The sequence below is a fragment of the Curtobacterium sp. PhB142 genome (assembly GCF_004341255.1).
Classification (GTDB): domain Bacteria; phylum Actinomycetota; class Actinomycetes; order Actinomycetales; family Microbacteriaceae; genus Curtobacterium.
Window position 1 is genome coordinate 13,106 of sequence record NZ_SLUT01000012.1, and the last position, 25,995, is coordinate 39,100.

30 protein-coding genes are annotated in these 25,995 nt (G+C 67.7%); 18 read left to right on the forward strand and 12 right to left on the reverse strand.

Annotation, left to right across the window (positions count from 1 at the left end; translation table 11 throughout):
- The first annotated feature begins 17 nt into the window (after positions 1-17).
- Both EDF31_RS20200 and EDF31_RS18060 read left to right on the forward strand, forming a co-directional pair.
- Complete coding sequence (locus tag EDF31_RS20200; protein ID WP_207896288.1) at positions 18-362, forward strand: hypothetical protein; 345 nt, start codon at positions 18-20, stop codon at positions 360-362.
- A 3-nt stretch (positions 363-365) separates the two neighbouring features.
- Entirely contained in the window at positions 366-1,355 is a 990-nt protein-coding gene (locus EDF31_RS18060) for a hypothetical protein (RefSeq protein WP_131847236.1), read from the forward strand.
- Positions 1,356-1,453: 98 nt separating this feature from the next.
- On the opposite strand, the gene EDF31_RS18065 is transcribed toward EDF31_RS18060, so the two are convergent.
- The 8 genes from EDF31_RS18065 to EDF31_RS18100 all read right to left on the reverse strand — a co-directional run bounded on the left by EDF31_RS18065 (position 1,454) and on the right by EDF31_RS18100 (position 8,442).
- The gene (locus tag EDF31_RS18065; protein ID WP_207896290.1) at positions 1,454-1,825 is read right to left on the reverse strand and encodes a hypothetical protein; all 372 of its coding nucleotides are present in this window, start codon (positions 1,823-1,825) and stop codon (positions 1,454-1,456) included.
- A 2-nt stretch (positions 1,826-1,827) separates the two neighbouring features.
- The gene (locus EDF31_RS18070; RefSeq protein ID WP_131847238.1) at positions 1,828-2,496 is read right to left on the reverse strand and encodes a ParA family protein; all 669 of its coding nucleotides are present in this window, start codon (positions 2,494-2,496) and stop codon (positions 1,828-1,830) included.
- 184 nt (positions 2,497-2,680) lie between these two features.
- On the reverse strand, positions 2,681-4,516 hold the full coding sequence (locus EDF31_RS18075; protein WP_131847240.1) for a hypothetical protein: 1,836 nt from the start codon (positions 4,514-4,516) through the stop codon (positions 2,681-2,683).
- Positions 4,517-4,796: 280 nt separating this feature from the next.
- Entirely contained in the window at positions 4,797-5,033 is a 237-nt protein-coding gene (locus tag EDF31_RS18080; RefSeq protein ID WP_131847242.1) for a hypothetical protein, read from the reverse strand.
- A gap of 153 nt (positions 5,034-5,186) precedes the next feature.
- The gene (locus EDF31_RS18085) at positions 5,187-6,311 is read right to left on the reverse strand and encodes an alpha/beta fold hydrolase (protein WP_131847244.1); all 1,125 of its coding nucleotides are present in this window, start codon (positions 6,309-6,311) and stop codon (positions 5,187-5,189) included.
- Complete coding sequence (locus tag EDF31_RS18090; protein ID WP_131973751.1) at positions 6,308-7,264, reverse strand: hypothetical protein; 957 nt, start codon at positions 7,262-7,264, stop codon at positions 6,308-6,310. The genes EDF31_RS18085 and EDF31_RS18090 overlap by 4 nt, the downstream gene beginning before the upstream one ends.
- 8 nt (positions 7,265-7,272) lie before the next feature.
- Entirely contained in the window at positions 7,273-7,770 is a 498-nt protein-coding gene (locus tag EDF31_RS18095; RefSeq protein WP_131847248.1) for a hypothetical protein, read from the reverse strand.
- Between the two features lie 6 nt (positions 7,771-7,776).
- Positions 7,777-8,442, reverse strand: coding sequence for a helix-turn-helix transcriptional regulator (locus tag EDF31_RS18100; RefSeq protein WP_131847250.1), 666 nt, complete (start codon positions 8,440-8,442; stop codon positions 7,777-7,779).
- Positions 8,443-8,729: 287 nt separating this feature from the next.
- Here EDF31_RS18100 and EDF31_RS18105 point away from each other — a divergent pair, with 287 nt between their 5' ends.
- The 16 genes from EDF31_RS18105 (at position 8,730) to EDF31_RS18180 (ending at position 22,111) form a co-directional block, all read left to right on the forward strand.
- Positions 8,730-10,079, forward strand: a complete 1,350-nt coding sequence (locus EDF31_RS18105) for a hypothetical protein (RefSeq protein ID WP_131847252.1) — start codon at positions 8,730-8,732, stop codon at positions 10,077-10,079.
- A gap of 18 nt (positions 10,080-10,097) precedes the next feature.
- Positions 10,098-10,454, forward strand: a complete 357-nt coding sequence (locus EDF31_RS18110; protein ID WP_131847254.1) for a hypothetical protein — start codon at positions 10,098-10,100, stop codon at positions 10,452-10,454.
- Positions 10,454-11,197: a hypothetical protein gene (locus EDF31_RS18115; protein WP_131847256.1), complete on the forward strand. Its 744-nt coding sequence runs from the start codon at positions 10,454-10,456 to the stop codon at positions 11,195-11,197. Before EDF31_RS18110 ends, EDF31_RS18115 begins: the two co-directional genes overlap by 1 nt.
- The gene (locus tag EDF31_RS18120; protein WP_131847258.1) at positions 11,197-12,621 is read left to right on the forward strand and encodes a hypothetical protein; all 1,425 of its coding nucleotides are present in this window, start codon (positions 11,197-11,199) and stop codon (positions 12,619-12,621) included. Before EDF31_RS18115 ends, EDF31_RS18120 begins: the two co-directional genes overlap by 1 nt.
- A 30-nt stretch (positions 12,622-12,651) precedes the next feature.
- A complete protein-coding gene (locus EDF31_RS18125) occupies positions 12,652-13,059 on the forward strand; it encodes a hypothetical protein (protein WP_131847260.1) in 408 nt (135 codons plus the stop codon).
- Complete coding sequence (locus EDF31_RS18130) at positions 13,059-14,675, forward strand: hypothetical protein (protein ID WP_131847262.1); 1,617 nt, start codon at positions 13,059-13,061, stop codon at positions 14,673-14,675. The genes EDF31_RS18125 and EDF31_RS18130 overlap by 1 nt, the downstream gene beginning before the upstream one ends.
- The gene (locus tag EDF31_RS18135) at positions 14,672-14,950 is read left to right on the forward strand and encodes a hypothetical protein (RefSeq protein ID WP_131847264.1); all 279 of its coding nucleotides are present in this window, start codon (positions 14,672-14,674) and stop codon (positions 14,948-14,950) included. The genes EDF31_RS18130 and EDF31_RS18135 overlap by 4 nt, the downstream gene beginning before the upstream one ends.
- Positions 14,947-15,228: a hypothetical protein gene (locus tag EDF31_RS18140; RefSeq protein ID WP_131847266.1), complete on the forward strand. Its 282-nt coding sequence runs from the start codon at positions 14,947-14,949 to the stop codon at positions 15,226-15,228. The genes EDF31_RS18135 and EDF31_RS18140 overlap by 4 nt, the downstream gene beginning before the upstream one ends.
- Positions 15,225-16,805 (forward strand): hypothetical protein, encoded by a 1,581-nt coding sequence (locus tag EDF31_RS18145; protein ID WP_131847268.1) that lies wholly within the window; start codon positions 15,225-15,227, stop codon positions 16,803-16,805. Before EDF31_RS18140 ends, EDF31_RS18145 begins: the two co-directional genes overlap by 4 nt.
- Positions 16,802-17,350, forward strand: coding sequence for a hypothetical protein (locus EDF31_RS18150; protein WP_131847270.1), 549 nt, complete (start codon positions 16,802-16,804; stop codon positions 17,348-17,350). Before EDF31_RS18145 ends, EDF31_RS18150 begins: the two co-directional genes overlap by 4 nt.
- On the forward strand, positions 17,347-18,459 hold the full coding sequence (locus EDF31_RS18155; RefSeq protein WP_131847272.1) for a hypothetical protein: 1,113 nt from the start codon (positions 17,347-17,349) through the stop codon (positions 18,457-18,459). Before EDF31_RS18150 ends, EDF31_RS18155 begins: the two co-directional genes overlap by 4 nt.
- On the forward strand, positions 18,456-18,677 hold the full coding sequence (locus EDF31_RS18160; RefSeq protein WP_131847274.1) for a hypothetical protein: 222 nt from the start codon (positions 18,456-18,458) through the stop codon (positions 18,675-18,677). Before EDF31_RS18155 ends, EDF31_RS18160 begins: the two co-directional genes overlap by 4 nt.
- 17 nt (positions 18,678-18,694) lie before the next feature.
- Positions 18,695-19,198: a hypothetical protein gene (locus EDF31_RS18165; protein WP_131847276.1), complete on the forward strand. Its 504-nt coding sequence runs from the start codon at positions 18,695-18,697 to the stop codon at positions 19,196-19,198.
- Between the two features lie 103 nt (positions 19,199-19,301).
- Positions 19,302-20,912: a TraM recognition domain-containing protein gene (locus EDF31_RS18170; RefSeq protein WP_165901484.1), complete on the forward strand. Its 1,611-nt coding sequence runs from the start codon at positions 19,302-19,304 to the stop codon at positions 20,910-20,912.
- Positions 20,905-21,336 (forward strand): DUF4913 domain-containing protein, encoded by a 432-nt coding sequence (locus EDF31_RS18175; RefSeq protein ID WP_131847280.1) that lies wholly within the window; start codon positions 20,905-20,907, stop codon positions 21,334-21,336. The genes EDF31_RS18170 and EDF31_RS18175 overlap by 8 nt, the downstream gene beginning before the upstream one ends.
- 274 nt (positions 21,337-21,610) lie before the next feature.
- Positions 21,611-22,111, forward strand: coding sequence for a GNAT family N-acetyltransferase (locus tag EDF31_RS18180; protein ID WP_165901485.1), 501 nt, complete (start codon positions 21,611-21,613; stop codon positions 22,109-22,111).
- Positions 22,112-22,747: 636 nt separating this feature from the next.
- On the opposite strand, the gene EDF31_RS18190 is transcribed toward EDF31_RS18180, so the two are convergent.
- The 4 genes from EDF31_RS18190 to EDF31_RS18205 all read right to left on the reverse strand — a co-directional run bounded on the left by EDF31_RS18190 (position 22,748) and on the right by EDF31_RS18205 (position 25,935).
- Positions 22,748-23,506, reverse strand: coding sequence for a DUF4097 family beta strand repeat-containing protein (locus EDF31_RS18190; RefSeq protein WP_131847286.1), 759 nt, complete (start codon positions 23,504-23,506; stop codon positions 22,748-22,750).
- A 42-nt stretch (positions 23,507-23,548) separates the two neighbouring features.
- The gene (locus EDF31_RS18195; RefSeq protein WP_131847288.1) at positions 23,549-24,211 is read right to left on the reverse strand and encodes a response regulator transcription factor; all 663 of its coding nucleotides are present in this window, start codon (positions 24,209-24,211) and stop codon (positions 23,549-23,551) included.
- Entirely contained in the window at positions 24,199-25,404 is a 1,206-nt protein-coding gene (locus tag EDF31_RS18200; RefSeq protein ID WP_165901486.1) for a sensor histidine kinase, read from the reverse strand. Before EDF31_RS18200 ends, EDF31_RS18195 begins: the two co-directional genes overlap by 13 nt.
- Positions 25,405-25,596: 192 nt before the next feature.
- Positions 25,597-25,935, reverse strand: a complete 339-nt coding sequence (locus tag EDF31_RS18205) for a hypothetical protein (RefSeq protein ID WP_131847292.1) — start codon at positions 25,933-25,935, stop codon at positions 25,597-25,599.
- Between the last annotated feature and the right edge of the window lie 60 nt (positions 25,936-25,995).

Here is a 25,995-nt window from a genome sequence, read left to right on the forward strand (position 1 = left end):
GTGGGTACCCCCGGTCCGTGATCCGTGACGGTGAGCGTTGCGTCGCGGACCTGGACCGACGGGGTGTCGCCGCTCTATTTCAGGGCGTTGTCGACGAGGTTCCGGGTGAGAAGTTCACCGTTGCCGAGGACGACGGTCGGTGTTGTCTCGAGGGGGATGTGATGGTCGGGGTAGTCGTCGAGGGCGACGTCGACGAGCTGATCGAGACGGATATGGGTCAGTGGCACGGGGTCGTGGCCGGCGTCGGCGCGAGCGCGCATCAGGAGCTGTTCGGGATCGGACGCGCGACGGTGTACCGGGCGGGCGACCGGAACCCGGTCGCCGAGGCTCCCGACCCCACGCTCCCCCGCGTCGAGGCTTAGTCGATGAGTGCAGTTACGCCAGCGGCCTACTGTGCCCGGCTACTCAAACGGACTCGAGAAGACGTCGCCGCGGCCATTGTCGAAGCCGTGGAGCGTCGGGATGAAGGCGAGGACTCGTCCGGCCGTGGCCGGCTCATCCACTGGGTCGCCGGCATTGACGACCCAGACACCGCGGGATTCTTCCGATTCATGGCCGACGAGTCATTGGAGGACGCCACCCGCCTCCTGACCGCGATCGACGAACACGCGCATGCGATGCAGCTCGTCATGGAAGCCGGCGCGGCGTCAACGTCGCTCGTGACGCTCCAGCGTGCGCTGATCGAGGCCGTTCTGACGCTTTGCTACGTCCATGACGCTGACGCAGCCCCGGCGCGGTCCATGCTCCGAATCCTCGCCCGGCAGCTCGATGCCTTCGAAGGGTCGGAGCGCAACTCCGCGGCATTCCCTCGTTCGGTCATCGGCGACCGTGCCGCTGAGATTCGCGAGGGCGTCGAAGGTTTCCGCGCCATGCTCGTGAGGTACGGCGTCGAGCTCGCTCCGCTCCACAAGGGGTCCACGCCGTCGCTGGCCTACGACGGCCACCGCGAGAACGTCATGTTCAACGCTACCGACGCCGCCAAGCGGTACCTCAAAGCCGACGCACACCACTGGAACATGGGAAGCGGTGGCACTCACTCGAAGGCGTGGTTCCTACCGAGCGTGCTGGACGGGCTCACGGACGAGAAGCTGTCGAGCGAAGTGGAGCAGTTCGGTGCGCCAACGTTCGCGGTCCTCGCGTCGGCACGGGTACTGCTGGTCGCGGTCGCCGCGCACAGCGGGGTGTCCACGACGCCTCCGCGTGAAGCGGTGTTCATGCGGGAGAAAGCGTTGATGGCCTTCGTGCAAGGCAACGACCCCAGCCCCATGTCTCTGGCCGAGTTCGAGTCGCGACCGGCTGACTGGAAGCCGGAGGCACGAGACCTCTCGGCATTCCAGCTGCGGCGGCCGCGTTGAAGAACGAACACAACCCAGGCAGCCACAGCGCAGCGAAGACCAGCAGCTAACCACGCTCAAGGTTACTAGTCACAAGTTATAAACTGCAAACTGCAAACTCATTTGGGCAGGGCGTCGTCGGTGATGCCCAGGGACGCCCGCAGCTCAGCCTCGGTGGTGCCCTGCAGCCGCTCGCCGTTCACGATCAGAAGGTCGATGGCGACACGGATCAACGTGTTGTCAGTCAGCCGCTCTCCCGCGCGCCCCCGGAGCGCATTCAGCTCCTTGCGCTTTGCCTCGACCCAGTCGAGTTGATCGCGGCGCTGGCGCGTGGGCTTCGGCTCGAACGTGAGCCACTTGGGCACGTCCGAGTCGGGCGTCGAGGGCGCCGGCGTCGACTGCGCCGCAGGCCTCGGCGGTGCCTTCGTGTCCGCCACCGGAACGGTCTCTACCTGCTTGCCGATGATGCCGGCGAGGTTCGCGCGTGCCATCACTACTTCCCTTCGTTGGCCCAGATTGTTGTCAGCTCGAGCGCTGCTGACATGAAGTCGTCCACCGCGAGGCTCGTGTTGCGGGTCGACGCGTAATTGGTGACGACTTCGCCGGTTCCTTGTGCATCCGAGTGGGCGATGTACTCGCGGATCCAGGTGTTCAGATGCGGGATCCCGGCGCCATCGAGGGCTGTGAAAGTGTCGTCCTTCCGCGCGTAGGACGCCTCGTTGCGGCCCACACGGCTGATGACAGCGCGATACGGGATGCCCCGCGGCTCCACGAGGGATTTGATCGTCCGGAGCAACGGACGGATGCTCGCCGGCTGAGGCTCAAGTGGAAGGACCGCGAAGTCGGTCGAGTCCAGCACCAAGCCGATGCGCTCCGCCGCGGAGGGTTCAAGGTTGCCAGGCGTGTCTACGAAGATCGTGTCCCAGCTGTCGGCGGCGCGAAGCTGACGAAGCACTGCGGGATCGTTCTCGTCTGTGAAGTCGAACGGCAATGCGATCCCCTGCTCGTCGGCGGTCTCCGCCCAGTCAGTGAGCGTGCGCTGAGACGGGTCAAGGTCGACAACCAACACACGAGAGTGCTTTGCGGCAATGGCCGCCAGGTTCATGACGACAGTGCTCTTGCCGACGCCGCCCTTTTGGTTGAGCACAGTAACGATGCGCATCTGATCCTCCAACTTGCTACTGCAAGTTCGTAGTTGGGAGTTCGCAACTCCTAAGTAGAGTGTACTTGACAGGTCAAAACTGTCAACTAGCAACTCGCAGTTGTTAGCTGCCAAGTAGATCCTACAGGCCGAGCTATAAAGTAGCAACTATTAGTTGCGAGTTGTTAACTTGGAGTTGATACGTTCAAGCTGCCAACTCCGTGTCTCGTAGCTCCTGCAGGATCCCGCGTCGGACGAACCGCATGGCTTCTTGGTGGTCGGCTCGGCCGTCGCTCGAGCATGGATATGACGGGTACGCCTCGGGACCGCCGTAGTCATCGACGGATCGGAACATGACGACCTGCGTGGTGGGAGTGCGGTCGCGGCCGCGGCGGCCGGCCTTGCGGATGAGGTGGTTCTGCCACCAGGCCCAGAGGTCGCGCTCGTCGGTGTACTGCTGTTCCCGGCGTTGCAGGATCCCGTCGACGCCGAGCTGCTTGGCCGCGTGTGTGCGAAAGTCCTGGAGTCGCCGGCGCCAGCCGGTGGGTGTGACGATGGCGAGGGTCCAACGGCGCATGCGTGCGAGCGCTGCGCGTGCGCGGCCGCGGGGGAGTCCTGCACGGTCAGCGACGACCTCGGGGGCGTTCTCGTCGGTGGTCAGGCTCTCGTAGACACGGCGGGCTGTGGGTCCGAGTCCTGCGCGAGTGAAGACGTCGTGTCGTCCAGCGTCGAGTCGGTCTTCCAAAGCTTCCAGGAGGGTGACTCTCGTGTCGAAGAGGTCGGCCGGGGGGCGGGCGGTCACATCATGAAGTGGCCCGACATGTAAGGAGGGTGTGGAAAACCGGTCTGTGAGTCGCCAGACGGCGGCGTTGGGGCCGTCTGCCTGGCGTCGGCGGGTGATCCATCCGGCCGCCTGGAGGCGGCGGAGTGAGCGGTCGGCGGTGCTCGAGGGGATCCCGGTGGCGATCGCCACGGACCGGAGTGCGGCGCCGACGTCGCGGGAGCCGGAGCGCAGGGACAGCCAGGCGAGGTGGGTCAGGACGGTGCTGTCGTGCAGGTCCGCCTCGGTGCGGGTCCAGCGGCCGGGGGAGGCGGTGAACGCCTGCAGCATGGCATCGACGATGTCGACGATCCCGGTCAGCTGGGTCAGGTCGCGCTGCTGGCGTTCCTCGGGCGCGTACCGGTACAGCACGGCCCGCTCCTGCGCCTTCGCCCACTGCCGCTCGAGGCGCGCGGCAGCCTCCGCCGCGGTGCGGGGCTCGCGGCCGCCGGTGGGGCGGTTGCGGGTGCGGTAGTGCTCCATGCCGGGTGCGGTCTTCGCGGCGTGCTTGACGTCGGCGAGGGTCCACCCGGACACCGCGGCCGCGAGCAGGCACAGGTAGCCGGTGCGCGACGGGTCGCGGCCGCCGGCAACGGTTCCCATGTGCGCCTCACCCCACGCCGGCAGGGACCGGTGCACCCGGTGGTGGGAGTCGACGGGACCGGTGGGGGAGGAGTCCGCGGGATCCACGGTGGGCCGGAGCTCACGGAACGCGGCCGTGACACGGAGGAGATCGCCGGCGGTGACGATCGGGGTGCGGAGCACGTCGACGTCGTCGGCACCAGCCATCACCTCCGACGCGCCACCGCGTGCGTGTGGAGTCAGGGGCGGGCGGACGGCTCCCGTGCGGTCGTTGCAGAGCAGCCCGTGGTCAAGGGACGGCAGGACAGCGCGCGCGGCGCCGGCGAGCTGCACCATCGTGGCCTTGTCGACGCCTGCGAGGGGCACCCACACGTGGAACCCGCCGGTGGGGCTCGAGCGGCACACCACGTGCGGCACCCGCGCGTCGCGGAGGATCCGCACCAGCACGCCGAGGTCCTCGGCCGCCTGGTCGAAGTCCTCCGGGGTCTTCGCGTCGAGGTCGAACGCGGCGAACCAGAACCGTCCGTCAAGGTCGGTGAGATCGATCGTCCACGGCGTCGACGGGGGAGTACGCCCGGCAGTCGGGAACTTCGACGGGTAGCTGTTCGACCGGATCGTCCCGTCAGCCTCCGCGATCATGCGGTTCACGTACCGACGAGGCGCGATCGAGCGCGTGAGAGCCCAGGCGGTATCCGTTGAGGACACGCGGGCAGATTGATCTGTACCAGGCGCAGCAACGTGCGTTACGATGGCGACACCTCCTCCTCTCGGGGTGGCGGTACGACGAAGGCTCCCGGCTCCAACCGGGCTTCTTCTCTCGGAACCTCACAACCTGACCTGATTGGCGTCCTGTACAGGCAGTGAGACACATGACTTGGGGCCTAGCCCCGGACCCCCGCTTCGGCGGGGGTTTTGTCGTTTAAGCGGCTGTGTGGGCGACCTCCAGCGAGTCGTCAAGGATCGGCAGGGCGCCGTACTCCGCCACGAGCTGGGCACGAAGCCGCTCGAGGTAGAGCGAGACGCTCAGATTCCCGGATGCGCGAGCGGCATCGAGGTAGTCCTGCCCCGTGTCCGGGTGCAGGGCGATATCCGGGCGCGCGGCGTTCACACCGCGGGGAAGACGATTGCGCTTCACACCTGCGTTGGATCCGGTCATACGCACGAGTGTGGTGTTAACGGGTGGCTTATGCGGGGAGGCCGGGACGGTGTGTCGGATACCGCTCGTCAGAAGAGTCCTGGCTGGGCTCGCGGTAGACAGAGCGGTTGGCATGTTCGATAGGTTACCGCAGCGGGCACACCGTAGTGCCGTTTACGGCAGAGACTCGACGAACTGGCGGACGCGCGTCGTGAATCGTTCCGGGTCGCTGTTCCACTCCATGCCGTGCGGGACGGGCTCGAACCGCTCGAGGGTGACCTGGGCCGGGTAAGTCCGCATCAGGTCCTCGGATGCCCCGATCGGGGCGTCCGTGTCGCCCTCGGAGTGCAGGATCAGCACTGGCGCGGTTGTGCCGTCAAGGGACGGGCGAAGGTGGGCGGCGCGGAGCGGCCGGCGCAGGCCGGCAGCCTGTGCGAGACCGGGCACTGTCAGCGCGGTGGTGAACAGCGGTGCGAGGAATCCGGGGATCCCGGAGCGCCGAGCGGCGGCGCCGATGATGGACCGCCAGTCGAGGGCGGGTCCGACGAAGATCAGGCCGGCGATGCGCGACCGCTGCTTCGAGGTGGCGGCGAGGATCAGGTTAATGGTGGCGCCCATCGACCAGCCGACGAGGACGACGTCCTTCGCGCCGTGGTCGACGGCGTACTGGATCGCAGCTTCGACGTCGTGCGCCTCCTCCTGGCCGAGCGTCGCGGGAGGTGCGGCGGCGTCCTCGACGTCGCCGCGGTAGGAGACGACCAAGGAGGTGAGCCCGGCCGACAGTGCGCCGGGCACGCTCCTGAGCGCGGAGGTGCGGGACGAGTGGATGCCGTGGACGTGGATAGCCCAACGAGTGGTCGGCGTGCCGCTCTGGAACAGGTACGCCTTCCGCGGGCCGCTGGGGGCGTGGATCTGCACTTCCTCGTACGGCGCGTCCACCGAAGCAGGATCCGGGTAGACGTACCCGGTCCACAGAACAGCGTCGTCAACGGCCGGGAGGCCCTGACTGGCGTCTACGAGCGCGCGCGTGACCGTTGTCTCGTCCTGGCCCTCGATGTCGCCGACGAGGGCGCTGAGGGCGTCCTGCGCCCCGAAGCGGATGCGGTACTGACCTGGTGCACTCGTGGCGGGGGTGCGCTCGAGTCGGATCTGCTGCACGTCGACGGATCGGACGACGGGGCGTCGTTTCGGCCGAGGGTGAATGGCCCGTCGGCCGCCGACGACGCCCAGCGCTGCGGCGCCCAGGACGAGGCCGGCGCCGATCGCGATACCCGTGGTGAGTGCTGCTGATCCGGTCATTCGTTCCAGGTCCTTCCGGAGGGGTTCAGGGTGGTGCGGGCGATCCAACGCTCGGTCCTGCGGAACCGCCGGCTTTCGGCGCCGGTGAGCTGCAGGGTCTCGTTCATGAGTCGGTTCTGGATCTCGATGGTGAGGCCGTAGGCATGGTCGAGCGGGTCGGGGGCCTGAACCATCCGCTTGATGAGGCTGAGCGAGCTCGGTGTGCCGAGCATCCGTTCGAGCTGCCAGGCGCTGTATCGCCACAGGGTGCGGCTGACGCCGGCGAGCACGTAGCCCACGATGATCGTGATCATTCCGGGGTAGAACAGCAGCTGGAAGGCGAGGAAGAACGCGCTCCCGAGCGGCGTGAGCTCGCCGGCGAAGTGCCCGATGGCCGTGTACACCAGGTCGGCGATCGCCGCGGCGATGACGAGAGAGAACCCGGCGATGAACAGGCGTCCCGCGACGGCGTTCCTACGTGGCAGTGCGGAGAAGAGCGAGCTGAGCGAGATCCACAGCAACCCGATCATGTACAGGCTGATGTAGACCCAGCAGGCGAGGGACGCGAGGTGTTCGTCGATGAACGTCTCTGTTGGCCCTTCCCGATTCGGGATGGCCATGAAGAAGCCGGTGAGGACCGCGGCGATGAGAACGAGGTAGCGGATTTGCCCTGGTTCTCGATCTCCGCTGTAGAGACGGATCGCGTCGCGGAGGTACCAGAAGCCGGCGGTCGCGGTCAGCGCTTCGATGAGGTTCAGGAAGTTCTGCCCACCGACCAAGGGGAGCGCCTGGTCCAGGGTGGTTGCTGGCCAGAGGAGACCAAGGGTTAGGAGGCCAAGAATCGCATAGCCGGACGCCACCCACGCCGGCGGGAGCGGTTGCTGCTCACCAGTGGAGAATCGCCGGCGGAGTGCTCGTGGAGTGCGGCCGATGAAGACCGCGAGCGCGAGCGCGAGTGCGGTCGCGGAGAGCACGACGGGCATCAGAAGATGTCCGCCGCCGCCTCGCTACCAGCGCCACGGAGCCACCTCGCGAGCGCGAAGGCGCCCTGCTCTGCGACGGCCTCTTCAAGTTGCAGCTCGTCGCTGAGATGCCCGTCGGTGACCGACCGGCCTCGGATCGAGATGATGCTGCCGCCGCCGGCGTTCCGGATCGCGTCTGCCGCCTCCGGGCGTGCGGAACAGCCGCTGTGGCGTCCCACGACGTGGATGAACTCGTGCAGGAGCGTGTGGAGCCGCACCGTGGCCGTATCGGCCTTGCGGTACATGATCACGCCGTAGTCGTCATGGTCAATCCAGTAGCCGGTGTGGTGCTGATCCGGGCTGCTGATCGAACTGATGTTGAGGCGCTTGCCGTACAGGGACTCGACGATGCCGAACAAACGGTCAAAGCTGCGGTCATCGTCCGGGAGTGCGAGGCGATCCAAGATCCCCTGCAGCTGCTCGTCGACGGCGACTTCGACCTGGTCGCTCTGACTCACGTACATCTACTCCTCTGCCCGCTTGCTCTCCCGGATCGCGCGCGCGAGTGCGCGGAGGGATGCGGGGCTGGCGCCGGCGACCCCACGTGACGACGCGCCCCTCGCTTCAGTCTGCGCGAACGCCTGCTGCACGTCTAGGCGCGCGTCGATGTCGTCGATGGTGCCGGAGAGCTCGAGCTGCGTCAGGTAGGACTCATCAACGCCGAAGAACGTTGCGATCGCGACGAGCTGTTCAGCGGTGATATCCGAGTGTTCGCCGGCAAGCACGGCCTGCCAACGCTGGAGGGTCAGGTGGGACTCCTGCGCGACGTCGCTAGCGAGCAGGGCGCCCTGGACGTCCAGCTTCGGGAACTGAGCCTGCGCCACTGCGAGCAGCTTGTGCACGCGCTCCGACACGACCTCTTCCGGGCTCTTCACCTTGGGCGTGAGGGAGTCCTGCGCGCGAGACCACAGGTCGCCGACGGTCACACCGCACGCGGTTGCCAGGGCTGACATGTCGTTCGTCGTGAACGGCAGCTCACCGCGGGCCCGGCGGTAGTAGTAGTTCGCCGACAGACCAGAGCGCTTGATGAGGTCTCGGGTGGTCAGTCCCGCGGCAGCTTTGGCGTCCTCGATCGCTCGCGCAATCGCCTGCGAGAACTCGTCCGCGGCGCCTTGGGGTACATCCGGCATCCACCCAGGATAGGGACTCCCACCAGGGAAGTATGTAGTGTGCCGCTAGCGGCACGTACCGCTAGCGGCACAGAGAAAGCCTCGAACGGCTTGCGCCGCTGCCGGCACAGTAGTTTACTGTTAGCGGCACATTCTGCCCCTAAATGGGGGTCCACTGCCCCCGCAGTTCGCGACCTCCGCAGGGGTGGGGGACCCACAACTTATTAAGTTGGAGGGCTCTCTTGGAGACTCAGCACCAGACCAGCGTGCATCACGCCCCCGATCCGGCACACACGCTGTTCCGCTCCGTGGAGGTGGAAGGGGACGCCGCCGGGCTCGCAAAGACCGGGTTGAGAGGCGGGCTGAACCGGATCGGCTTCAAGCTGCCGCCAGGTGCGGCGGAGCAGCAGGCACGCGAGCGCCGCGCGGCGCTCGAGAGCGCGCGGGCGGTGATCCTGCATAGTGCGTTTACCCGCCCGGTGGGGGTGCTGATCGCGAACCCGAAGGGCACGTCCGGGAAGACGCCCGCGACCCTGGGGCTGGCGTCGGCATTCGCGGCGGTGAAGGGCAACGGGATCTGCGCGCTCGAGGTCGCGGATGACTCCGGCACGCTTGCACTGCGTGCGGAGGGTGTTCCGCAGCTCGACCTCGGCGACCTGGTGCGCGACATCACGTCGATCCGATCCTCCGGGCAGCTCGCCGGCTACGCCGTGCAGCAGTCCTCGTTCGTCGACGTGTTCGGCTCCCGGCCGGGGGAGTCCCGTCCCGCGTTGACCGCGGACGACGTCGTGAACGTGTCCCGGGTGATTGACGAGTACTACCGGTTCCGGTTCATGGACTCCGGCAACGTCGTCACGACGGGGCCGTTCCTCGGCGCGATCGACGTCGCGGACGTACTGGTCGTGCCGGTGATGATGGCCCGCGACTCCGGCCTGAAAGCGATCGAGATGCTCGACGGGCTGATCGCGACTGGCGGGCACGCTGCCGAGCTCGCTCGGAACGCCGTGATCCTCCGCATGACGGATGGGCGGCCGGAGAACAGCGTCGACCGGGACGACGTCGTTCGCTACCTCGAGGAGCGCGGCGGTGCACGGCAGTTCGACATCCCGTTCGATGCGCACATCGCAGAGCGGCGGGACATCACCTGGGCGAAGGTGTCCCAGCAGACGCAGGATGCGTTCACGTTCGCGGCCGCGGAGATCGTCCGCGTCGTGCGAGGCGAGGCCCCCAGCACGGCCGTTGCACGGCCGAGCGAAGCAGCACCCACTGCGGCAACGTCGCCGCAGGATGACGAGGACCCCGACGGGGCAGAGTCCGCGCCGAACGCTGACGAGGCGCCTACGCCGGCGCCGGTGTCGGCAGCGGCCGCACCGCGGGCGTCGGTGGTGCCGGCAGTGGCGTCGGATCCGCGTGAGGACTGGGTGACGTGCTCGGAGTGCGGCAAGCAGACCCCGCCCTACACGTACTGCTCGTTCTGCAAGCACCAGTTGACCGACAACGTCAACCTGCAGCGCTTCTACAACCGCGGCCGACGCGCCTCCGGGTACGCCGAGCCCGCGGAAGACCTCCCCGAGCAGCTGCGCGCACTCCCGCCCGTCCCCACCGATGACGACTCCGACGACGACTCCGATTCCGGCTCCGGCCGGGTGTCGGCGTAACCCACGAAAGGACCATCCATGTCTGTTCTGCCCATCCCCACCGCCCCGGTGCCGACGCGCGTCGTCGCAGCGTGCTCGGGGAACAACACGAACCCTTTCTGCGGTGTCACGCCGAACTTCGACTGGCTCGGTGACGGCTTCAACGCTGTCTGGGTGCCGGCCCTTGGCGGTGCGCTCGGGATCGCGCTGATCATCCTGGCGTTCTTCTTCATCAAGGCCCTGCTCGGTCTGCGGAAAGCGCTCGATGCGAAGAAGCCGAACGAGGCCGAGCACGCCCGGAACGTCGCGTTCGGAACCGGGCTGGCGATCGCGGGCGTGATCCTCGCCCCGACCCTGTTCGTCGCGATCACGACCGCCGCGCAGCGAGGCGCCTGATGAGCACCCCCGACCAGCACGAGACGAACACCGGACATCCGAAGCGGGTCAGCGTCCGAAAGGCTGCGCTGATCTTCGCCGCCGCAGTTGTTGCGGCCGCCCTGGTGGTGCTGATCGTCGTGGCATTGCTGCCCCGACCGACGAGCGCTCCCGCCGCGTCCGCCTCTGCGCCGGCGACGACGTCGTCGGCGACGCCGGGTTCGGCGCCGACGGTGGACAGCCTCGGCACCTCAGAACGGCGCACTGTGTCGGGCTGCGTCGCCGGGGTCGAGATCACCGGGAAGGACCTGCTGCAGCTGCGACGGACGAAGGACTTCACCGTCGAGGGCGCCGCGGAGTTCCTCGGCGGGTTCCTACAGGTCACATCCGCGGCCGACCCGGAGTGGCGGTCCGGGATCGAACAGGTCGTGAACATCGCCACCACCGGCGCAGCGCACGACCTGCTGCAGAACCAAGTCTCCGAGGGCACCCCGTACGCGGACGCGCAGCAGCACACCGCCGACCTGTCCAAGGGCGCGTTCAAGGTCGTCGACCTCACCACCCACACGGTGACGATCGACATCGCCGCCGCGACGACCACGGACGGCAAGGCCGACGTGCGGAACGGGCAGACCAACTACACGGGCGGGCAGTTCACTCTCACCGCCACGGACGGCGGCTGGGTCGTGTCGGGGGCGTCCGGTGATGGCGACTGGCGGCAGAACGCCACCCAGACCGGCACCACGTTCACTGGAGGCTGCTGATGGCCTGGTGGCAGGACGCCGGCGCGAACCTCGCGGGCGGGTTGACGGGCATCGTCGCCGGGATCGTCGGCCACGGTGCGAAAGCAGCATCCGACGTGGTGAAAGCGGTCGAGTTCACCAAGGACCCCGCCGGATACATCACGTCGCTGCTGCAGCAGGGCGTGTACGTGGTCGCCACGAAGCTGGTCCCGCCGATGATCGACGCGCTCCACCCGGACTACACGGCGAAGTGGTGGATCTCGTCGTACCGGGTGTCGTTCGGGATGGCGTTCCTCGTCGCCGCGGTGCTGCTGGTGATCTCGTTCGTGCAGACCCAGAAGGGCAAGAACTCCGGCAAGGAGCTCGCCGAGACCCTGTTCGTGGCGCTGCCCGGGTTCGTCATCTCCGCAGCGTTCGGGCCGCTGGTTGGCCAGCTGGTCGGGAAGGTGTTCGTCCAGCTCGAGGACTCGATCGCGTTGTGGTCGGTGTCGTCGTCGACGAAGGACTACTTCACCGGCCTCGGCGACGCCGCCGCGTCCGACAACGCGCAAGCGTTGTGGGGGACCGCGCTGATCTCGCAGATCACCCTCATCGGGTTGCTGCTCGGGATGATCGTGGTGGTGTTCGTGCTGCTGATCCAGCTCGCCACGATGTACCTCACCGGCGCGCTGATGTCGCTGTTCCTGGTGTGGCTGATCAACGCCCGCACCCGGCACCTGGGAAAGATCGGCCCGACGGTGTGGATCGCGTTGAACTTCGCCCACGCCCTGCTGATCCTCCTCGTCGGCATCGTGTTCCGCGCCGTCGGCGGCCTGCAGATGAAGGCAGTGAACGGTGACGCCGGCGACTTCGCCGTGTTCGTCAACCTCGCCCTGCCCGCGGTACTGATCTGCATGATGGTCTTCGCCCCGATGGCGCTGATGAAGATCGCCTCCCCAGCAACCGCCGCAGTCGGCGGCGGCGGGCAGTCCCGCGACGGCGGGCTGAACAGCCCGAACGGGAACTCCGTCCCGCAGATCCCCACCAACGGTGGGGGTCGTGGCGGTGGCGGTGGCGGTGCGGGGCCGCAGAGCCCCAACGACGCTGCGCAGAACGGCAGCGGCAGCGGCAGCGGGTGGACACCGTCCACCCAGCCCGCACAGGCCAGCGGGGGCGGTGGTTCTACGACGATCAACGCCATCGGCGGTAGCGGCGCTGGGGCTGGTGGTGCGGCGAATCAGGCAGCGCAGTCCGGGGGACGGAAGACCGCGCAGGCGGCCGCGCAGAAGGGCGCCACCACCGCAGCGGGCAAGGCCGCGACCGCCGGCACCGCAGCAACCGGTGTCGGGGCGCCCGTCGCCGTCGGCGCGGTCCTCGCCAACGCTGCCCTCAAAGCTGCCGCATCCGCGGTGCGTGCCGGCCACCAGGCCGCTGAGCAGGCCGGCGACGCCGGCTCCCACGACTAACCCGCTCTGACCATCGAAGGAGTGCTCCTGATGCGTACCGCGAAGCGTTACCCGGCGAACCTGCCGGACCCATCCACCGTCACCGCCGGCACCGTCGTCGCGTCCGAGGGCTGGGGTCTGTGGGGTGAAGGGCAGGGGTGGCGGCAGCGCACCGGCCGGTTCACCGGCCCCACCTGGACTGCCGTGTTCCTCGAAACACCGGCGCTCCGTGCAGTGCGGCGGAAGGTGACCGACCTGGTGCTCCTGCTGTCGGTCGGGTACATCGCCGGTGTGTTCGGGTGGACCGCTGCTCGAGCCGGGCAGCAGATGACCACCCTCGACATTCAGCTGATCGCCGGTTCCGTCATGGCCGTGTTCGTGTCGCTGCTCGTTGTCGGGTGGGGGCGGTTCAGCGTCGACGACCCCCGTGGGGTGCCGCAGGCAGGGGCGGTGCGCTGATGCGGACCTCACTGATCGGCGGCGACGTCACCCACCGTGGCCTCTTCGGCGGACGGATCTCCAAGACCCGGCTCTGGACCCTGACCGTCGCACTGGTTGCCGGGTTCGCCGCGGCCGCGTTCTGGCAGCTGTGGGGGCTGATCGCGTTGGCGGTGCTGCCGTTGGTGGCGTGGTTCGTCACGATCGACACCGAGAACAACACCGTCCTGCAGCGGAACATCGACAAACGCTCCTACCGCGACCGTGTGCAGCGTGGTCTGACGACGTTCGTCCCATACGACACGGACGGGTGGGACGCACTCACCGACGCGTGGGCGTCCGCACGCGGTCGGAGGGCCCGCCGTGCGGCGGAGCGGCAGATGCACGCGATGCGGCTCACACCTGACGGGGTCGAGGGGATGCTGTGGCTGCGGGAGCGGAACCGAATGCCCGGCATTCAGTGGCACCGTCCGTCGTTCGGGCAGGAGTACCTCGCCGTGGTGTTCAGCACCACCGGGCAGGTCGAGGGCATCGAATCCGACGCCGTCTTCGACGCCTCCGCCGCCGGCTACGAGCAGGTCCTCGCCCAGTTCGGTGCGGCACTGACGCTGCCGAACCGGGTGCAGACGATCTCCCGGATCCTGCCCTCCGACCCCGCCCCGCACGAGGCGTGGCTCGCCGAGCACGGCGACGACAGGGTCCCGGATGAGATCCACGAGTCCTACCGGGAAGTCGTCGACGACATCTCCGCCGCGCAACTGGTGAACCGGCCCATGTTCGTCGTCTGCTGGCCCGTCACGGACCGGTTCGTCGCCCGCGCCGAACGCGCCGGCGACGGCATCGACGGCTGGCTGGCGGTCATGGACCGGGAAATCCGGTCCGTGACGGCGGCGTTCACGGCGGCCCGGTTCCGGAACGTGCACGCCATGACAGCGCGGCAGACCGCCGCGGTGCTGCGGCACCTGCAGCACCCCGGGTTCCCGATGGACCAGGCCGGAGACATCACCCCGGACCGGGCGTGGCTGCCCTCGCAAGAGGACTGGTCCTACATGACCTACGTCGGCGCCCCCGAGGGGCGGCTGTCGCAGTCGCTGTCGCGGACGTGCCGGGTGACGGCGAAGGATGTGAAGATCTCGCACCGCACGTCGCTGTGGATGGCGCCGCTGCTCGGCGAGATGGAACACCAGGTCGTCCGCACGATCAGCTTCCACCTCGAGCTGACCCCGCAGGATCACGCCCTGTTCCTCGCAGAGAAGGACCGTGTGTCCGATATGGCGGACGCGAACCGGCGGGCCCGCGGCGGCGGCATCGAAGACACCACCCTTACTGTCGAGCAGGAAGCCGCGAAACGGCGCATCGCCGACCTCACCCCGGGCACCGGGTACGCCGGCGCGAACTGGGTCGGCTACATCACCGTCACCGCGGGGAGTCGTCAGGAGCTCTCCGACGCTGTCGAGGAGATCACCGCCGCAGCATCGAACGCCGGGATCAGCAAGCTGACCTGGCTCGACCCGCACCAGCAGACCGTCGCCGCGTACACGTGGCCCGTCGGCCGTGGCATCGCGTCGTCGAACGCGTCGATCGGGACGCGCGTGGAGAAGCTCGCCGCCGGCAAGGAAGCGAAGGAATCGCTGTGACCCTCGATCAGATCTTCTTCACCGTGTTCGGCGCGGTGTTCTTCCTCGCGTTGGGAACAGCGCTGCTGTCGGCGGTGCGACCGACCATGGGCGCTGCGATCACGTTCCTCACCGCGATCGCACTCAGCATGCCGGCTGCGACCCTGGTGGGGCCGGTGGCGGGGATCTGCGTGTTGGTGCTGCTCCCGTTGGCGGTGCTGTACGGGTGGTCCCGTCGGGCGACGCGACGGCTGCAGCGCCACACCGATGATCAGGAAGCGGCGGAGTCGCTGTGATTGTCATTGGCTGGATCCTCCTCGCCGGGACCGTCGTCCTGATCTTCACCGGCACGGCCCTCTTCGCAGTTGGGTTCTTCACCGGCAACCAGGTCCGCGTGCTCCAAGGGTTCGGCCTCGCGGTCGTCGCCATCGCCGCGCTGGCTATCAGCAACGCCCTCGGTCCGGTCGCCGGCGTGCTGCTGATTGCCGTGACAGCCCTCGCTGCGTGGCTGCTCCGGCGCCGCATCCGGCAGCTCAACACCACCACCCTCGAACAGACAGGACCAACTCGATGAGCGCGACGACGAACAGCCCGAACGAGACGGACGAGCCGTACGAGCCGACTCGTCGTGCTCGGCGCGCAGGGCTGCTGTCCGCGAAGCAGCGGGTCAAGCGGAGCATCCGGTCCGCGCCGGTCGTCGTCGACGACGTCACCGACGAACTCGCCCCCGGGAAGGACGCGCACGGGTTCCCCGTGGCCGCGGACGGCGGATATCAGCCGAAGCGGCGGAAGCTGCTGACCCGGATCGGCTACTACGGCCCGCTGGTGAAGGGTGCGCCGTCGACGACGCGGCAGGTGGAGATCCTCAACCCCGCACCGATCGCGTCGCCGATGGAGTTCCAGGGGCTGCTGTCGGGCATCGAGACGCTGTCGTCGACGCCGGCGACGAACGATCAGTTCGCGGCGTTCCGCGCCGGGAAGGTCACCAGTGCGAACGTGTGCACGATCGGCGATGTCGGGGTGGGGAAGTCGACGCTGATGAAGTGCGACTACGTGCTCCGCCCGTTGGTGTTGAAGGGCCGCCGGGTGGTGGTCATCGACATCAAGCCGTTTACTGGTGACTCCGGGTTCGGCGAGTACACCCCCGTCGCTGCCGCGATCGGGGTCGATCCGATCCGGTTCATCATCGCTGACACGTCCACGTCCGCCGCCCGTGAGGGTGTGACGTTGAACCTGCTCGACAAGCGGCTGCTGCAGACGCAGCTCGTGCCCGGCCCGACCGGCATGGTGCAGATGGTGCAGCAGGCCGCCGCGGTCTTGAACGACAACATCGAGCTGAACCGGTTCGAGAAGAAGGCCGTCCGCGTCGCGGTCCTGCACGCGCTCCGCTCGGCGGAGCAGAAGCGGCGGTCGGCGAACATCCTCGACGTGCTCGAGCACCTCGGGAACATGGACGTCCCCGAGTACGCCGGCCTCAGTTCGTTCGTGAAAGATCACCAGGAGCTCGCCGGCTACGGCGCCCGGATCCTGCTCGAGCGGATCCCGGAAGAGATGCCCGGCCTGTTCGACGGGGACACGTCCTCGTCGGTGGCGCTGGATGACAAGGCGACGTTCTTCGATTTCAGCCAGCTGCCCGAGGACGGGCCCGCCCGGTCGATCGGGATGATGCTCGCCAACGCGTGGACCATCGGCGCGATCCGCACCTCCACGGAGCAGCAGCAGACGAACTTCTGCGTCGACGAAGGCTGGTTCCTTGTCGGCGGTCCCATGGGCGCCGTGATCCGGTCGAACTCCAAGCTGTCCCGCGCGCTGGGGCTGTCGAACGTGGTGAACATTCACCACGTCGCCGACATCCCCACCGATGACCCGGCGATCTCGTTCATCAAGGAAGCCGGCACCCTGCACCTGTTCCGGCAGGCACGGCAGGACGACGCGCAGCAGGCGGCCGCGATCGCGGGCCTGCGCACGGGGGCGTCGGACTACCTGATGACGCTGCCGCAGGGACACCACTTCAAGAAGGTCGGCATCGACGCCGAAACCCGCGTCGCGCACATCCGCTCGAGCCTGGAGAAGAAGATCACCGAGACGAACTACGCGATGGGGATGCTCGAGGACGAGAACGCGCAGCTGCCGAGCCTGGTGGCGGCATGAGCGCCCGGCAGGACCGAGACGTTCCCGCATGGGTGGTCTTCACCGTCGTGTTCGGCGCCGTCGTGATCATCCTCGGCGCCGGGCTTGCTCTCGGCATCGCCCGGCAGACGTCGGTGCCCGCACCGGAACGCGCCGCCGTGACACCGACCACGACAGCGTCGACGGCACCCGTACCACCGTCGGCGCCGTCGGACACGCCGGAGTCGGCGGCCGCCGGCTTCGTGACCGCGTTCACGGATCACCAGGCGCCGGCGGATGCGTGGGAGAAGACGTTCAGCGGCTACCTCACCGAGCAGGCGAAGACCGCCTACGCCGGCACCGACCGGACCCAGGTGCCCGGAATCCGGGTGACAGGAAAGGCGGTCGTCACTGCTGGTGTGTCCGCCGCTCCCGTGCCGGGTAGTGCGGACGATGACGGCGAGTCCGACCCGGTGCCCGCGATCGTCACCGTCCCGACCGACGCCGGTCGGTACACGGTCAACCTGCAGCAGCAGGACGGCCGGTGGCTGGTGGTCTCCGCGCAACTGCCCAGGAGTGGGCAGTGAAGGGCGGGATCCTCGCGGCGATCGCGCTGATCCTCGCCCCGATCCTGCTGATCGTCGGGGGGATCTACTTCGCAGTCGCCGCGTCATCGAACCCGCCCGCCGCGGCCGCAGCCGCATGCGGCACCGCGTCCGGGACGACCGGGACGGTGGCCAAGAAGGTGCCGGACAAGGTCGGGCAGTGGGGCCATGACCAGCTGACGGTGGCCGCGCAGCTCATCGCCGCAGCGGAACAGATGCAGGTCAACCAGCAGGCCACCACGATCGTGGTGATGACCGCGATGGGGGAGTCGTCGCTGTCGAACCCGAATCACGGTGACGCGGTCGACAACACCACGATCGGGGTGTTGCAGCAGAACGCCGCCTACGGCACCCGCGACCAGCGCCTCGACATCCCCACCGCGGCGAAGGCGTTCCTGACGAAGCTGCTGCAGGTCGACGGGTGGGAGTCGATGGAGCCGACTCTCGCCGCGCATGCCGTGCAGGGCAACGCCGACCCGTACCACTACGCCGAGTTCTTCTCCCAAGCCCAAGACGTCGTGAGGGCGCTCACCGGGACGGCCACGACGTCGGGCTGCGACGTCTCCGGGGATCAGAAGGAGCTCGCGTCGGTGCTGGCGGCGGCGTGGAAGAAGGGCACCTTCACCGACACGTACCACCCGCAGATGGTGGAGCAGGAGATCCTCCCGATCGTCGACGGCACCACCAAGCCCGGCTGCCAGGTCGACACTCGCATCCTGCAGATCCTCGTCGCCGCCCTCAACCGGTACGGGTCCGTACAGATCTCCGACATGAACCGGCCCTGCGTCGGGATCGGCACGCACTGCACGTCCGGGTCGTTGCACTGCAAGAACCCGGCCGTGGCCGTGGACTTCAATGCCGTCGGCGGGAAGCCGCTCCTCGGCTCGGGCCCGCAGGACATCGAGTTCCTCACCTGGCTCAACACGATCATGCCGAAGGGCTCTCAAGTCGGGCAGGTGCAGTGCCGGCCAAACACGCCGCTGTCGAACTTCCGGCAATTCTCCGACCCGTGCTCGCACCAGCACGTCGACCTCGGCAGCACCACGGAGCAGCTCACCCTGTCCGCTGCGAAGGGGAAGTCCCGCTCATGACGACCACCCAGCCGCACACGGACCCGATCGACCAGGTGCGCCGCGCCGTCGCCGCGTACCAGGCGTCCCGGCAAGCACGGGATGACGCGATCGCGGCCGCCGCGATCGCTGTCGGCCGCGAAGCCGTCGCCGAGGCGTCGGGACTGTCGATGTCCCGCATCCAGCAGCTCGTCACCAACCGCAACCAGGGCGCGTCGACGTCGACGCGGGCCCGCTGACCGAAGGAGAACGCATCATGGCTGTCAAGACGATCTGGCCCGTGGAATACACGTGCGGGCACATCGAGAACCGTGACCTGTCCGACAAGCCTGCCGGGAAGCGGGCAGCGTCCGCGAAGTGGTTCGGTGAGCACCTGGTGTGCGGCCGCTGCTTCAAGCAACAGAACGGCTCCGGCGAATCCGACGCCGACCGCAACGCCCGCCACAAGGAGGAAGCGAAGCAGATCCGTGAGGACGCCAACCGCGACGGCCTGCCGCTGGATCTCGTCGGCACAGAGAAGCAGGTGCCGTGGGCACTGCGGATCCGCGCGGAGCTGATCCGCGGCGCGTACGAGGCGCTCGTCGAGGGCGGGGAGCTCACCGACGCCGACTTCGAGGAGCAAGTCCTCGTGACGGCGCGGCCGCTGGACCGGGCCCGGTGGTGGATCGACAACAAGGACGCCGACGCCGCGGACCTTCCCGAGCTGCTCGCGGATCCCGGCACGATGGACGCCGGCGCATCGACGGAGAACGTCGCATGAGCCACCACACGCATGACACAACCCCAGCAACAGCAGCGATGAGCCCGACGCTGGGGGAGCGGGGCCTGAAGCGATGACCGAGGTGCGGTCAACGCTGGAAACGGTGGCGCTGTTCGCGGTCGTCGTGGCCGCTGCGTACCTCAGCATCCACATCGGCGCCGTGTTCACCCCGACGGGAACGGAATACTCCTGGAACGTCGTGGAGCTGATCGGGCAGTTCATCGACGGCGCGCGCGTGCCCGGTGCGGCCATCCCGATCCTGGCCGTCGTCGCCGCCGCTGTCGTGGCGGCCGCGATCGCCGTCGGACGGCTCGGCCGGATCCGCCGCGAGGAGCGGCAGACCGTCCGCCGGATGGCACCACCGTACGAGTACAAGGCGCTGCTGGAGAAGACGCGCCTTGAGCAGGCCCGGGAGGACCTGCACGAGGATGAACCGGACATCGGCCCGGGTCTGCCGATCGGCGCGGTTGCGACCCGCGGCCGCCACAAGGTGTTCCAGTCGTGGGAGGACGCCGGCGTGCACCTGCACGGCACCCGGCGCGGCAAGACCACGTCCGAGGTCGTCCCGCACTGCGCGGTCGCGCCCGGCGGGGTCATGGTGACCTCGAACAAGCCGGACGGGATCCGCGAGATCCTCGCCGCCCGCCACGGCGCCGGCGAGACCTACGTCCTCGACCCGAACCAGGTGGTGCGCCGCTCGTCGACGCCCGACTTCACGTTCAACCTCCTCACCGACATCCGCACCGACGACGACGCATACGAGCTCGCGGAGATCTTCGAGGCGTCCACACGGAAGGCGTCAGACCGCGGCGGGGACGCGCAGTTCGACGAGTCAGGACGGAAGATGCTCGCCGGCTGCTTCCTCGCCGCCGCGCTCGAGAAGCGGCAACTGCGAGACGTGTACGGGTGGTTGACCCGGGAGAAGGTGACCACCGTCGCCGACATCCTCCGGAGGCACGACGTTGTCGGGCTTGCCGCGACCCTCGACGGGTTCGCCGAGTGGACGGAGAAGACCCGTTCCGGCATGTACGCCACCGCGCAGCGCATGGCCGGCGCCCTGTCGAATGAAGCGATGATGGCGTGGACGGTGCCCACGACGGGAATCCGGCAGTTCGACCCGGCCACGCTCGCTCAGAGCAAGGACACGCTGGTGCTGCTGTCGAAGAAGGGCGGGTCCGCGGCGGCGTTCGTGACCGCGCTTGTCCGGGCGGTGTGCAAGGCCGCCGAGGAGCAGGCCCACGCCAACGGTGGGCGGCTGCGGGTGCCCCTTGTGGTCGAGCTCGACGAGTGCGCGAACGTCGTGAAGTGGCCGGAACTGCCGGAGGTGTACTCGTACTACGGCTCCCTCGGGATCGTGCTGAACGCGTACTTCCAGTCCCCTGCACAGGCGATCACCGCGTACGGGAAGGAAGGGTGGGAAGCGATCTGGTCCGCCGCCCCAATGCGGGTGTTCGGCGGGGGCGTGGTCGACCAGCCGCGGCTGCAGGAGCTCTCCGCGCTGATCGGTGAGTACGAAGAGGTCATCGACAGCGCAACCGGCGCCACCCGGTTGCGTCCGATCCTCACCGCCGGGGCGCTGGGATCGCTGCGGAAGTGGCGGGCCGTCGTCTTCGCCAGCGGCGTCGACCCGATCCTGATTCGAACGAAGCCGTGGTTTCGGAACCTCCGGCTCCGCCGCCGCATCAACGGCGGGAAGAAGGCCCTGAATGTCTGAGATCGAGGCAGTCGACGTGGACGGGGCGGACGACGTCGACACCGGATCGGCGGCGGAGGGCGGGAACCCGTTCCAGTCGATGTTCTACGACTGGGTGCAGGAACGATTCGCCCGGGTGGAAGTCACCGGGTCAGCGCAGCGGGCGACCTGGTGCCCGGAGTGGTGGAAACATCCCGAGGTCGTCGACCGGCTGCAGGCGCTGTGGACCGCACACATCGCCGCGGAGGCGGAGCAGGAGGACGAGAACGGGAACATGGCCGCGCTCTCGGACTGGTGGATCCGGCACTGGGACCCGCACCGTGCCGTGCTATTCGACGCGGCCACCGGGCCCTTCCGGGACTGCAGCATGCAACGCGGACACCTCTACGACGAGGACCGCGGCCAGATCAACGCGATCACACCCGCGAGACCGCCAGAACAGTAGCCACGCATCTCTGACGACGACGGGCGTTGCCTCATGCTGATCACCTAGTCGACGACGGTGGCGACAGTCGGGCTTGGTCAGAGGCGTTTCGACGGTCACGGGTGATCTTCGCTCCGTGTGGTGTCTGGCCGGCTGACAGAATCGTCGGGTGTTGATTCGGACAACTGTTAGCTCTGAGGTGACGACGTGTGCTCGGCTGCTGGCACGGGCGCTGCAGTCTGACGAAGTTGTGCGTGTGCTGATTCCGGGCCGGAGCCGGCGCGAGGAGCGTCTGGTGTTGTCCTACACGGCCAGCCTTCTCGCGGGTGCCTTCAGGAACGGTCTCGTCGATGTCGTTGAGGACGCCGCCGGGCACGTCATCGGGGTAGCAGTGTGGGAGGCGCCTGGGGCGACGACGTCGCTGTTTAGGCGGCTTCGTTACTTGCCGACGTACGTTCGCGCGATCGGTTTGCGGAACTTGCCAGCGACGACGCGCGCTTCCCGTGTCTACAGCGAGAACCGCCCTCAGACGCCGCACTGGTACCTGGCGGACATCGCGGTGGATCCACGCTCCGCCGGACAGGGGATCGGTTCCAACCTTCTTCAGCACCGGCTCGGATCAATTGATGAAGAGCACGCAGCTGCCTATCTGGAAGCGACAACGCCGGGAAGCCGTCGTCTCTACAAGCGCTTCGGGTTCACCGATCAAGCAAGTATGGGGCTCCTCGCAAGCGGCTACCCATACGCGATGCACCGTCCGGCGACGCAACAGACGACCGGCACGGTCGTTCGGTGAAAACCGGCCAGGGAAGCGGTTGTGTTCCTGCTGAACGCCGTAATCACATCGATCGGGCGAGCCGATGACGCACATCGTTCGTGCAACCTCCGGAGATGCGGAGGCGATTGGCCAGTTCCAGACAACGTGCTGGGAGCAGACGTACCGAGGTGTGATCTCAAATGAGTCGCTCGACGCAACGACCGTTGCAGCGCGTATCCGGCGTTGGGCGAATCGGATCAGATCCTCGTCCCGGAATGTGTTCATGGCTCGCTCGGGGAGTGGGGAACTGCTTGGGGTGGCGAGTACCGCTCGAGCGCTATCAGCGAGCAGCGCTCTTCCCGCGCTGGAGTTGTGCACGATATACGTCGATCAGGGCTCGCACGGGACCGGCATCGCGGACGACCTCTTGTATGCCGCAGTCGGAGCGGAAGACGCTCACCTGCTCGTGTTCTCGTTCAATCAGCGGGCGCAGCGGTTCTACGCCCGGCACGGTTTCTTGCAGAGCGGCCACCGCCAAATCGACCCAGGGACTGGGCTCGAAGAGCAGCAGTGGATCCGCCGTGCGGGTTAGGCCACCGTCATCTGACAACCTTCACGGGCAGCATTCTCGGGCCGGTTCAAATGCGCCCACACCGAGCGTGCTACACCGGTGTGTCAGCGGGTGCGGAGTTCGATGTCGCCGACGGTTGTGGTGAAGCGATACCGGTTTGCTGCGTCCGGGTAGCTGTCGAGGTCGCTGGTGACATCGCCGGCGGTCGTTTCGGTCGTGATCGCGTATCGGCCGGTGGGCAGACGCACGTCCTGATCTCCCGATGTGCTTTCGAGCGATATCGCTGACGGTGCGCGAGACAGATTCAGGGCGGCGTCTCCTTGCGTGCTCTGCATCTTCACTGTGTTGACGGTTCCGACGATGGTGACATCACCCTCCGCGCTCGTCACCGTCACGTCTGCGTAGCTGCCGCGAAGATTAACGTCGGCCGCGGTCGCGGTAACCGTCACCGACGGCTTCGCGTCGGCGGTCGGGAGGCGCAGAGTGAGGTGGGCTCCTTGTCGGACGACGGATAGCTCGGAGAAGCTCCATGCGGGTCCGTCGATAGCAACGGTCAGCTCACCATCCGTGACTTCGTGTGTTTCGCGCAGCTTGGTGTCTCCAGGCACGAACACTAGCTGCGGTTGGTCGATATCGGCGTGCTCCACGACAACGTCTGTCGCTGCCGTCTGCAGTGTCACCCGGTCAAAGTCGCCCTTGATCGAGCTGGTCTGGGATTGGCCCTGCTGGTCGGACGACGCGAGTAGCTGTACGGCGATGAGCGCCAGCAGCGACGCGATGAGTACCGATCCCACTATGAGCAGGAATATGCGAAGGGTGCGCGGGCGTCGCGGGGCCGGGGAGGGCGCGGAGGAGGTGGTCATGGGGTCCTCGATCTGTGGGGTGAAGGCGGATGTGTGTGGAGGTCAGCGGCCGGCGCCGGTGGCTTCGGAGAGGTAGCGGAGCACTGCAAGGACACGCCGATTGCTGGATCCCTCGGTGGGGACGCCGAGCTTGGTGAATACGGCGGAAACGTGCTTCTCGACCGAGCTCTCGGCGATGTGCAGCTCGTTGCCGACAGCGCTGTTTGAGCGGCCCTCGGCCATGAGCTGCAAGACCTGCAGTTCCCGCGGAGATAGGGTCTCCATGCCGTCTGAACGGCGCGACCTGGCGAGGATCTGTGCGATGACTTCAGGGTCGAACACGGTTCCGCCGGCGCCGACTCTTGCGACGTGGCCGAGGAACTCGTCGACCTCGACGACACGGTCCTTGAGTAGGTAGCCGAGTCCCGCGGTGTTGCTCGTGATGAGGTCCGCCGCGTAGCGCTCCTCGACGTACTGCGAAAGCACGAGGACGGCGACGCCCGGGTGCTGCGCGCGGATGAGGACCGCCGCGCGCACCCCCTCGTCGGTGAAGGTGGGAGGCATTCGGACGTCGACGATCGCAAGGTCCGGGGAGGTGACGTTGACGGCGTCGAGCAGCGCGGGTGCCGTGTCAATTGCGGCGGCGACCTCGTGTCCGGCATCGGTGAGGAGTCTGACAAGGCCTGCACGGAGGAGGACAGCGTCCTCGGCGATCACAATGCGCACGGGACCTCCACGGTCACGAGGGTTGGCCCACCGACGGGGCTGTCGGTGGACAGGGTGCCGCCAGCGGCGCGGACGCGGTCGCGCATGCCGCTCAGCCCGCCACCAGGGTGGCCCTCGGAGCCGGCGCCGCCGTGTCCGTCGTCCCACACCACGGTCCGGACGCCGTCTCGCACCTGAGCGACGGTCACCGTGCACTGCGACGCACCGGAGTGCTTGGCCACGTTCGTGAGCGCCTCGGCTACCGCGAAGTACAGCACCGCCTCAATCTCGGGCCGTGGCCGGCCGATGAGCGCGACGTCGACGGTGGTAGGGATGACGTTTCGTGCCGCCACCGCCGAGAGGGCAGCATCAAGCCCCCGGTCAGTGAGGATCGCAGGATGAATGCCCCGTGCGAGCTGCCGCAGCTCCGTGATTGATTCCTTCGCATCGCGGTGCGCCTGGTCGAGGAGCTCCCGCGTGGCCGCGGGGTCGCTGTCGAAACGTGACCGAGCCATACCGAGCGTCATCGCCAGCGCGACAAGTCGGGGCTGCACACCGTCGTGCAGATCGCGCTCTATCCGCTGCCGTTCGGTCGAGGCGGCATCGACGGCGCCCTGTCGAGCGGAAGCGAGGGTATCGATCCGTTCCTGCAGTGCCACGGTTCGGCTCGCGCCGAGGAGCGCGACGGTGAGTAACCGGTCGAGCATGCCAGCGCCTAACACGTACAGCGGCGCCAGGGCGAGAACCACGACACCGGCGACCACCCAGGTTGCGGTGCCGCTTGGCAAGCCCGGCAGGTTCGCGGTGCGAACGATAGCTACGAAGAACGGCACTGCGGCCAGGATGCCGAGGAAGCCGCACCCGAGGACCGCGGACACGAGGTGATGGGTCAGCGCCCGCCACGTCACTGGATCCGCCATGTCAACGAACGCCTGCGCGAACGGTCGGCGCAGACCGGTGACCCGGGTGGTCTTCCGGGTGGGCGGGGTGATCGCCAGATCGAGGAGCGCGACGGCGCGGAGCCGCTCCGACTGCGCGGCACCGCGCGCGACCGCACTGGCGATTACCAGCAGGAGCACACCGACCCCGCCTGCCGGGATCGTCCCGACAGCGGTGACGAACAGTGTCACCAACAGGACGACCCAGATCAGCCCGAGCAAGGCGTCGAAGAGGAGGTCCACCGCGGACTTCCAGAGGGCGATCACTTTCTGCACGCCTTCACAGTAGGGGCGACTTCGAGCAACCCTCGACGGTGGTGGCCGCATGACCTGGTGGCGGTTTCCCACCATCCGATGCGCGAAGTCCTGACCCGGGAGCATCGATATCCGGCTACGGCTGGTACCAGCCCTGGGGCAACGTAGGAGAGACCCAGGCGCTGTCCACATACATATCTGACATAACAGCGATTATCGGCGTAGCCAGCGCGAACGCTGCAGGGGAGCCGGTGCAGGGTTTTCCACTTCGAGATACGCCTCGAGCCAAGCGCTCGCGATGGCATGGAGCGCGGCTCGATCGCGGGCGATCACCCAGGCAAGGAAAATCGCACCGAGGACGATCGCACCGATGGTGATGAGGAGTTCGCCGCCGCTGTGCAGCAGGCTGTCCATGCCGGTGAGCGCTGCGCTGAGGGTTGTCTTGGCGTCATCAAGTTTGCCTACGTCGTTGAGAGCGTCGGATCGGACCTGCGCGTCACGCGCGGCGGAGACGCCGGACTGCATGAGGAAGATCGTGTAGGTGCCGATCAAGCCGGTGAGAGCAACGATCGCGGTGAGCCCCGCGCCGAGGACTGTGCCGGGAAGGGCGCT